Origin of the sequence: Rhizobium ecuadorense (assembly GCF_001187535.1) — a bacterium.
GTDB classification, from domain to species: Bacteria; Pseudomonadota; Alphaproteobacteria; order Rhizobiales; family Rhizobiaceae; genus Rhizobium; species Rhizobium ecuadorense.
This window is the reverse complement of sequence record NZ_LFIO01001866.1, coordinates 1-8,478: the sequence shown is the minus strand read 5'-3', so window position 1 is coordinate 8,478 and position 8,478 is coordinate 1. Positions and strand designations below refer to the sequence as shown.

Sequence of the window (8,478 nt, the reverse complement as noted above, 5' to 3'; positions counted from 1 at the left end):
AGCGAGATATTGTCGAGGGCGGTGATCCGGCGGCCAGCCGACGAAAAGCCTTTCGACAGGTTCTCGATGGAAAGCAGCGGGCTCATGAGGACAACTCCGCGATTAGCGGTGGCGTCGTGAGATCACGATGGCTGGCGATGAGGGCTGAAGTATAGCCGCTTGCCGGCGCAGAAAGCACCGAATGGACGGGACCGGCCTCGACGAGGCGCGCATCGCGGAAAACGGCGATCCGGTCGACGAAGCCGGAAGCGAGCGCGATATCGTGGGTGATGAAGAGCAGCGTCATGCCGTCTTCGCGCACCAGTCCGTCAAGCAGGCGGACGATCTCGGCCTGGACGACGACATCGAGGGCGCTCGTCGCCTCGTCGGCGATCAGCAGCGCCGGCTTGGCAGCGATTGCCGCGGCGATCGCCACGCGCTGGCGCTGACCGCCGGAAAGCTGATGCGGAAAGGCCCGCATCGCCTTGCCTGACTCAGGCATCCGCACCCGTCCGAGCAATTCCTCGGCTCGGAGAGAAGCCTGTTTCCAGCTGAGGCCGAGATGACGCCTGGCGCCCTCGGCAATTTGTTCGCCGATCGTCAGCACGGGATTGAGGCTTGCGCCCGGATCCTGGAAGACGAAGCCGAAATCGCGGCCCGGACGGGGCGGATGGCCGAGTGCCGGCCAGAGCATCTCGCCACCGACTTTCGCTCCATCAGGCAGCAGACCGGCGAGCGCCCGGGCGAGCGTGCTCTTGCCGGAGCCGCTTTCACCGATGATCGCCAGCCTTTCACCGACTTTGATATCGAGATCGACGCGGTCGAGCGCGGCGACAGCGTTGCCTCGCGCATAGGCGACCGAAAGCTGCCGGAGGCTGCAAAAAATGCCGCTCATGCCGGCCTCCCGCCATCATCGCCAAGCGCCTTGCCGAGACCCTCGCTGAACAGATGGACACCGAGCACCGTTGCGGCAAGTGCGGCACCCGGGATGACCGAGAGATAGGCGGCCGATCGCAAGACGCTGCGTCCCTCGGCGATCATCGAACCCCAGGTGGCGATATTCGGATTGCCGAGGCCAAGAAAGGACAGGGCCGCCTCGGTGAGAATCGCACCGGCGACGATGGTGGCCGAGAGCGCCAGCACCGGCGGCAGCGCGTTCGGCAGGATTTCCCGGAAGGCGATCTCCGCGGGATGCATGCCGATCACCCTTGCCGAGGCGACGTAATCCTGCTCGCGGATCGCCAGCACCTGCGCCCGCATCAACCGCGCCGGATCGGCCCAGGCGCCGAGCGCGATGGCCAGCACGACGACCGGCGTTGAGACGCCGATGGTGCTGACGAAGGCGAGGGCGAGCAGGAAGGCCGGCACGATCTGGAAGGCATCAACCACCCGCATCAGCGCCTCGTCGACGATCCCGCCGGCAAAACCGGCCGCCATGCCGACGCAAAGCCCGAGGATCATCGCCGAAACGGCCGCCGCGAGGCCGACGGCAAGCGAGGTGCGCGCGCCATAAAGGAGGCCGGCGAGCACGTCACGGCCCAAGCGATCCGTGCCGAGCGGAAAGGCCGGATCGGTGAAGGGCGGAAGCAGCGCCCGACCGGCGATCCTGAGCGGATCGCCAGGCGAAATGATGGGCGCGGTGAGCCCGGCTAAAAGCAGGACGAGGAGGATCGCAAGCCCAATCATGCCTTCCGGTGTGCCGAGGAGACGCCGGAGACGGCTCATGCGCCGCCCTCCGAGGCGCCGATGCGCGGATCGAGCCCGGCATAGACGAGATCGACGAGGAAATTGACCGCAATGACCAACACGGCGCTGGTGAGGATGATCCCCATCAACAGCGGCGCGTCGCGGCCGTTGACCGCTTCCTGCGCTAAGCGTCCGAAGCCGGGGACAGCAAAGACGCTCTCGATCACCACGCTGCCGCCGAGCATGGCCGCCGATTGCAGCCCGAGCATGGTAACGAGCGGCAGCAGCGCATTGCGCGCCACATGGCGCAGCACGATGCGGCTGCGCGACAGGCCTTTGGCGCGGGCAAAGAGGACGAAATCGAGCTTCCACACCTGCCCCATGCCGGCGCGCATCACCCGCAGGAACAAGGCGAGATAGATCAGGGCGAGCGCACCGGCCGGCAGGACCAGATGATCTGATATGTCGAGCGCGCGTGAAAGCCCCGTCTTTCCTGAAGCGATCGTCTCGATACCGGCGATCGGAAACCAGCGCAGCTTCACCGAAAAGGCGATGCTGAGAACCAGGCCGAGCCAGAAGCTCGGAATGGCATAAACAACAAGCGAGCCGATCGACAGCAGCCGGTCGCGCACCGACCCCGGCCGCGCCCCCGCGAGGATACCGAGCGCCGAGCCGAAACCGAAGGAAAGCGCCGTGGCGCTGCCCATCAGCAGCAGCGTGTTGGGCAGGCGTTCGGCGATGAGCGCGCCGACCGGCCGGTCGAAGGCGACCGACCAGCCGAGATCGAGCCGCGCCAGCGAGGAGAGATAAAGCCAGAGCCGGGCCAGCATGGACCGGTCGAGGCCGTAGCTCTCGCGCAGCGACTGCCTGAGCGCCGCATCGCCGCCGCCGATCGAGCCGAGATAGGCATCGACGGCATCGCCCGAGGCGAATTCCAGCAGGAAGAAGGTGAAGATCACCACGATCAGCAGCACCGGAAGGCTACTGATCGCCCTGCGCCGCAGGAGGAGGATTGCACGTTTCACGCCGGACAGGGCCTCCGGAAGAGAATTGCCGCCGATCCTATCACGATCGCAGCGCGGTATCGCCCCAGTTCGAGACGGCCCAGCGCGGATTGTCCGAGACATTGAGCACGGTGTCGCGGGCAACGGTGATGAAGCCCCATTCCGCGACGTTGATCAGCGGCAGATCGGCGACGACAAGCTGCTGGAACTTGCGGTAGAGATCGGTGCGCGCCGCCGTGTCGACGGTCTCGGAGGCCTGCTTGATGATCTTGTCGAGCTCGGGATTGGCGTAACCACCCTGGTTGGAGAAGGGCACACCATCCGGCGTGCCGGACTGGACGAGAATGGTGGTGGAGATTGCCGGATCCCCACGGAAGACCGGCGGGCCGACGGCAAGGTCGAAATCGTGATCTGTGTAGGCCGCCTTCAGGTGCGCGGCCGCATCGGCATTGACGATCTCAGCATCGATGCCGATCGCGGCGAGCGCCTGGCGAAGGTAATCGCCGAATTGCCGGGTCTCGTTGAAATAGGGCGCGGGGCGAAGCTTCAGCTTGAAGCGGTTACCGTCCGTCCCCTTGGCGTAACCGGCCTTGTCGAGAATATCGTTGGCGGCCGCCGGATTGAAATCATAGGCCGCGACATCCGATGTGTAGAATTCCGGCGCGTTCTTCGGCACCGGACCTGTAGCGGCGGCGGCATAACCGAGGAAGATCGTGTCGACCACGAATTTCTTGTCGATGGCCTGCGCGATCGCCTGGCGGACCCTGAGGTCGGCGAGCTCCTTGCGGCGGTGATTGATCTCGACGACGAGCTGGTAGGTCAAGGCTTCGTAACCCTTGGAGATCACCTTGATGCCGTCGACCTTGGAGAGGCGGTCGAGATCGGCGAGCGGCACGGCCGAGAAGGCGGCGAGCTGGATTTCGTCGGCTTCGAGCGCTGCACCCGCCGAGGCGCGGTCGGGCAGCACGCGAAAGACGATCTCGTCGAGTTTCGGCTGGTCCTTGTCCCAATAGTTCTCATTGCGCGTCAGCCGGTAATATTCGCCGGGCTTGTATTCGGCGAATTTGAACGGGCCGGTGCCGACCAGCTTGTTATTACCAGGATTGGTGGCGATGTCGGAACCGTCGAAGATGTGCTTGGCGACAACGCTGGTGACGACGGGCAGGGCATTGCGGATCAGCTGGAACGGCGTCGGCTTGGAGAAGCGGAAGATGGCGGTGTAATCATCCGGCGTATCGACGGCTTCGAGATTGGCGAAGACCAGGCGGCCGAGATTCTGCAGCGGCTTCCAGATGTTGAGGGCGGAGAAGGCGACATCGAGCGAGGTGAACGGCTGGCCGTCATGCCAGGTGACGCCGTCGCGCAGCTTGAAGGTGACGGAAAGGCCGTCGGCCGAGCCCTCCCAGGAGGTGGCAAGCCGCGGCGCAAGCCCGTCCTTGCCGTCGAACGAGGCTTCGGCCAGTGGTTCGATCACCTTGCTGGCGATGAAAAAGACGCCGTTCGAAGCGACGATGGCGGGATTGAGGTTCTTCGGCTCGGAATCGGCCGCAACAACCAGCCGGCCACCGGCGGGCGCGGCCTGCGCCAGCGCCTGGCGGGCGAGCGCCGTCGAAGCCAGCAGCAGGGCGGTGCCCTTCATCACCGTGCGCCGCGAGATAGATGGTACGGTCATGACCCCTCCTGATCGATCAAATCCCAGAGCATGATGCCGAAAAGTGTAAGCGGTTTTCGGACAACATCATGCTCTAACTCTTTAATTTAGAACAGGATTCAGATTTTAGGCCAACCGCGCCTAAAATCATCCTGTTCTAGCGCCTATATTCAGGGCGAAACGCCAATAGTCATAGAAGTTAAATTCGAAATGGCAGCGCTCTGCGAGACATTTTTTGTCACCCAGCCATTATTTGCTCAGCCGCTGGCAGCGAGGCGTTTTGGCTCGCTAAAGAGATCGCGATAGGCGGCACCGGGATGCGGCGCAACAAGCCGCGGTCCCGCTCCCCCGAGCTTTTCCCGCAGCGTGCCCTTGGCATATTCTTTCTTGTAGACGCCGCGCTTTTGCAGTTCCGGCACCAGCAAATCCACGGCATCCTCGAAACTCTCGGGCGTCACGGCATAGGCGAGGTTGAAGCCGTCGACATCGGTATCCTCGATCCATTCCTGCATCAGATCGGCGACGGTCTGAGGCGAGCCGACGAAAACAGGGCCGAAACCGCCAACACCAACCCAGTCGGCCATTTCGCGCACCGTCCATTCTTTGGTCGGATCGATGGTGGTGAAGGTCTCGACGGCCGATTGCACCGCATTGGTATGACGGTGGCGTAGCACCTCGTCCGGTCCGAACTGGCCGAAATCGATGCCGGTCCAGCCGGAGATCAGCGTCAGCGCGCCCTCGAAGGACGCGTATTTGCGGTATTCGTTGAACTTGCGCTGCGCCTCGGCATCGGTCTCGCCGAGAATGACAGTCTGCAGGTTGAAGGCGAGGATTTCGCGCGGGTTGCGGCCGACGCGCTCGGCCGCCTCGCGGACATTGGCGACGTAGCGCTTGAGCACGGGTTTCGACGGCGACGCCACGAAGATGCATTCGGCATGGGCGCCGGCAAAATCCTTGCCGCGGCTGGAAGCGCCGGCCTGGTAGAGAACCGGGGTTCGCTGCGGCGAGGGCTCGCTCAGGTGAATGCCGGGCACGGTGAAATGCCGGCCGGAATGGCCGATCGGGTGGACCTTGTCGGGATGGGTGAAGATGCCGGCTTCCCGGTCGCGGACGACGGCGCCGTCCTCCCAGCTGCCCTCCCAGAGTTTGTAGCAGACCTCAAGATATTCCTCGGCAAGATCGTAGCGATCGTCATGCCTGGTCTGGGCGGGCTGACCGATATTGAGCGCGCCGCTGTTGAGATAGGAGGTCACGATATTCCAGCCGACGCGCCCCTTGGTGAGATGGTCGAGCGTCGAGATGCGGCGGGCGAAAGTATAGGGATGCTCGAAGGAGAGCGAGGCGGTCAGGCCGAAGCCGAGATGCTCGGTCGCGTAAGCCATGGTCGGGATGAGCTGCAGCGGATCGTTGACCGGCACCTGCGCCGAATGACGAAGGGCCGCATCGACATTGCCGTTCAGCACATCGTAGACGCCGAGCACGTCGGCGATGAACAGGCCGTCGAACTTGCCACGCTCCAGCGTCTTTGCCAGATGCACCCAGTAATCGAGATCCTTGTAGGTCCAGGACTTGTCGCGCGGATGACGCCAAAGCCCCGGCGACTGGTGTCCGACGCAATTCATGTCGAAGGCGTTCAGCCTGATTTGGCGGGTCATGTCTTTCTTCCTTGGAATTTACGGATTGCTGCGGCCGAGGCCGTAGGTCAGCGCCAAGGCACCGACGAGCACGGCGCCCTTGACGAAATCCTGGGTGTAATAGGGGGCGTTCAGCATGGTGAGGCCGTTGAGCAGCACGCCGACGAAGACGGCGCCGGCAATGGTGCCGAGCACGTTGGGGCGCCGCAGGTTGAGAACGGCAAAACCGATCAGCGCGGCGGCCACCGAATCCATCAGCAGCGAGCCGCCGGAGGAAATGTCGCCGCGCCCGACGCGGGCGGCGATGACGATGCCGCCGAGCGAGGCCAGCGTGCCCGACAGGACATAGGCGAGGGTCTTCAGCCTGACGGTCGAGGCCCCTGCGAGCCGGGTGGCGACCTCGTTGCCGCCGGTCGCAAACAGCAGTCGGCCGATGCGGGTGCGTTCGGTGAGAACGAAGAGCGCAACGGCGACCGCCGCCATCAGCACCACGGAAACGGGAAGGGTGCCGAGGATGCTGTAGCGGCCGATCAGCAGGAAGGCCGGGTCATAGGCCCCGGTCGCCTTCGTGCCGTCGGGCAAGGTGAGGCCTGCTGAAATCGACCGGCCGGCCGTCGGGATCAGCTGCAGGCCGGAAAGCAGGAACATCATCGCCAGCGTCGCCAAAAGATCGGGCACCCTCAAGCGCACGATCAGGAAGGCGTTGACGAGCCCGATCAGGGCGCCAAAAGCGAGCACCAGCGGCACCGTCGCATAGGCGTCGAGGCCCCAGACGATCATCGCGTAACTCGCAGCCATCACGCTCGATGCGGCAACGGCGCCGATCGACAGGTCGAAACCGCCGACGGCGAGCGTGACGGTGACGCCGGCGCCCAGAATGGCGACGACCGACACCGCCTGCAGGATGCTCATCAGATTGGCGATATTGATGAAGGCGGGCTCGGCGATGGTGAAGCCGACGACGAGAGCCGCAAGCAGAATGAACACAGCGCCCGCCCGCAGGAAGGCCCCGAGAGCGGCGAGGCGGCCGCTCTCGGCTTCAGGCAGCGTCTTTGCCCACGTGCTTGCCTGGGAAAGAGTGTCGTTGTCGATCGTCGTCATGCGGAAATTCCCTGAATGGCGGAAAGAGCGGCAAAGCCGCCTGCAGCGGGTTCCAACACGTGGCGGTCGATGACCAGGATGCGGTCGGCCACCTCATAGGCCTCCTCGGGATCGGAGGTCGCGATCAGCGTCGCCCGGTCGGTGCGGGAGCGGATTGCCCGGATGATGTCATGGCGGGCGCCGACGTCGACGCCCTGGAACGGTTCGTCGAGCAGCAGCAGCCGGCTTGGTTCCGCCTCCCAGCGGGCGATCACCGCCTTCTGCTGGTTGCCACCGGACAGCGACCAGATCGACGCGAGCGGGCCGGCGGCCTTGATGCCGAAACGGGCAATCGCCTGCTCGGCCTCGCGCCGCTCCCGTCCGCCGAGGAGAAAACCGTGGGCATACCATTTGCCGAGATGCGGCAGGCTGATCGTCGCCGACAGCGAATGGCCGGGCCATGCCGGCGGCATCAGCGAGGAACGATGCCGGTCTTCGGCCGCCATTGCGACACCCGCAGCGATCGCTTCGGCCGGGTTTTTCGGCCGGTAGGGACGGCCATCGAGAAACATCGCGCCACGGCGAAGCGCCGTCACGCCGAAGATCGCCTGCAGCAGCCGGCTCTTGCCGGCGCCGAGCACGCCGGTGACCGCCACCACCTCGCCTTCGTGCAATGACAGATCGAAGGTCGCACTTCCGGGCAGCAGGCTGATATCGCGCATTTCGAAAATCGCCGGCCCCGCCGCGGGCCGCGCATCCGGCCGCGCCGCATCCAGCCTGCGGCCGATCATCGTCTCGATGGCGGCTGAAAAATCGATCGGCCGCGCGAAGGTGCCGACGACACAGCCGCCGCGCATGACGAGCGCGCGGTCGGCGATCGCTTCGAGATCGGCGGTGCGATGCGAGATATAGAGGATCGCCAGGCCGCGGCTGCGAAGCTGGAGCAGAATATCGAAAAGTCGGCGGCTTTCCTCTCCGGATAGGCTCGCCGTCGGCTCGTCCAGAATGAGGAGATCGGCGCGATTGGCGAGCGCGCGTGCGATCGCCACGAGTTGCCGGTCGGCGCTGGTGAGGTCGCCGAAATCGCGATCGAGCGGCAGGCTGAAACCGGCAGCATCGAGCATCGCCTGTGCGGCGCGGCGAATGCCGGCGCGCGAGACGAAGAAGGGCGTGCTGCGATCGGCGAACCGGTTGAGAAGCAGGGCATCGGCGACGGTCAATCCGGCGGCGCCGACCAGATCGGTCGACTGGTGCACGGTGACGACGCCGGACCTTGCCGCTTCGGCCGGACTGCGCGGCGCGAAGGGGCGGTCATCGAGACGGACGGTGCCGCCATCGGCCGAAAGCACGCCGGAAAGGACCTTGACCAGCGTCGATTTGCCCGCGCCGTTTGCGCCCATCAGTGCCACGATCTCGCCGCGCTCGATCAGAAGATCGGCGCCGG

General features: G+C 64.9%; 7 protein-coding genes and 1 pseudogene. All 8 read right to left on the bottom strand.

The features are described from left to right. Window positions 1-86 (bottom strand): annotated as a pseudogene (locus AF337_RS45970) (peptide ABC transporter ATP-binding protein); the annotation flags it as partial. After that, the gene (locus tag AF337_RS39175; RefSeq protein ID WP_049736373.1) at window positions 83-874 is read right to left on the bottom strand and encodes an ABC transporter ATP-binding protein; all 792 of its coding nucleotides are present in this window, start codon (window positions 872-874) and stop codon (window positions 83-85) included. The gene AF337_RS39175 and the pseudogene AF337_RS45970, both read right to left, overlap by 4 nt. Continuing rightward, on the bottom strand, window positions 871-1,704 hold the full coding sequence (locus tag AF337_RS39170) for an ABC transporter permease (protein ID WP_049736372.1): 834 nt from the start codon (window positions 1,702-1,704) through the stop codon (window positions 871-873). The genes AF337_RS39175 and AF337_RS39170 overlap by 4 nt, the downstream gene beginning before the upstream one ends. Then, complete coding sequence (locus tag AF337_RS39165; RefSeq protein ID WP_049736371.1) at window positions 1,701-2,690, bottom strand: ABC transporter permease; 990 nt, start codon at window positions 2,688-2,690, stop codon at window positions 1,701-1,703. The genes AF337_RS39170 and AF337_RS39165 overlap by 4 nt, the downstream gene beginning before the upstream one ends. 40 nt (window positions 2,691-2,730) lie before the next feature. After that, window positions 2,731-4,341 carry an ABC transporter substrate-binding protein gene (locus tag AF337_RS39160; protein WP_049736370.1) on the bottom strand — a complete coding sequence of 537 codons (1,611 nt, stop codon included), beginning with the start codon at window positions 4,339-4,341 and terminating at the stop codon, window positions 2,731-2,733. Between the two features lie 236 nt (window positions 4,342-4,577). Next, complete coding sequence (locus tag AF337_RS39155) at window positions 4,578-5,975, bottom strand: LLM class flavin-dependent oxidoreductase (protein WP_049736369.1); 1,398 nt, start codon at window positions 5,973-5,975, stop codon at window positions 4,578-4,580. 18 nt (window positions 5,976-5,993) lie between these two features. Next, window positions 5,994-7,055 carry an ABC transporter permease gene (locus tag AF337_RS39150; protein ID WP_049736368.1) on the bottom strand — a complete coding sequence of 354 codons (1,062 nt, stop codon included), beginning with the start codon at window positions 7,053-7,055 and terminating at the stop codon, window positions 5,994-5,996. Then, window positions 7,052-8,478 (bottom strand): sugar ABC transporter ATP-binding protein (locus tag AF337_RS39145; protein WP_049736367.1); only part of this gene is annotated, 1,427 nt, incomplete at its 5' end. The genes AF337_RS39145 and AF337_RS39150, both read right to left, overlap by 4 nt.